Genomic DNA, 887 nt, shown 5'->3' with positions numbered 1-887 from the left:
GAGTCGTTCGCCAAACGCCACGGCCTGGAGCCGCTGGCACGCATCGAATCCTTCGCCGTTTCGGGTTGCGCGCCCGGCATCATGGGGATGGGGCCGGTGGAATCGTCGAGAAAGGCCATGAAGCGTGCCGGCCTCTCGATTCGCGATATCGATATCGTGGAGATGAACGAAGCGTTTGCGGCGCAGGCCGAAGCCTGCAGGCGAGAACTCGAAATCCCCGCAGAAAAGCTCAATGTCGATGGAGGCGCCATTGCGCTCGGCCATCCTCTGGGCGCCACCGGCGGGCGGCTGGTCGGCAAGGCCGCAACGCTCCTCAAGCGCGAAGGCGGGCGCCGCGCGCTCGCCACTCAATGCATCGGCGGTGGAATGGGCATTGCGATGATCCTGGAGGCCGCATGACGTTTCAGAACCCCACGATCGCCGGAATTGACGCGCTCGGGATCGACAGGGTTGCAGTACTCGGCGCCGGTCCGATGGGCGGCGGCATCGCGGCCCAATTCGCCAATGCCGGAATCCAGGTCGATCTCCTGGACATTCCCGGTCCAGAATCCTCTCGCAATGCGCCCGCCCTCGCCGGCATCGACCGCCAGCTCAAAACTGGCGGGTTCATGCATCGCGCGGCCGCGGGTCTCGTCCAACCGGGTAATGTCGACGACGATCTCGATCGTCTCGCATCGGCCGACTGGATCGTCGAGGCTGTCGCAGAGAAACTCGAAATCAAACGAGATCTGTTCCGTCGCATCGAAGCGGTCCGTCGTCCCGGCACGATCATCTCATCCAACACATCCACCATCCCTCGGTCGGCGCTTGTCGAGGAACGAAGCAGCGATTTCAATCGCGACTTCCTCATCTCGCATTTTTTCAATCCGCCGCGCGTCATGCCACTC

1 protein-coding gene and 1 pseudogene are annotated in these 887 nt (G+C 63.0%); both read left to right on the top strand.

Features of this window, described 5'->3' with window-relative positions:
* Nucleotides 1-399: pseudogene (locus AC1DT3_RS22840) on the top strand (acetyl-CoA C-acyltransferase); the annotation flags it as partial.
* Nucleotides 396-887, top strand: a 492-nt coding sequence (locus tag AC1DT3_RS22835; RefSeq protein ID WP_477467445.1) for a 3-hydroxyacyl-CoA dehydrogenase family protein, incomplete at its 3' end; no start/stop codon positions are given. The pseudogene AC1DT3_RS22840 and the gene AC1DT3_RS22835, both read left to right, overlap by 4 nt.

The sequence above is a fragment of the Microvirga sp. P4_G7 genome, from assembly GCF_056401005.1.
Note: the sequence above shows the minus strand (reverse complement) of the source record. Positions and strands in the feature narration are given on the sequence as shown.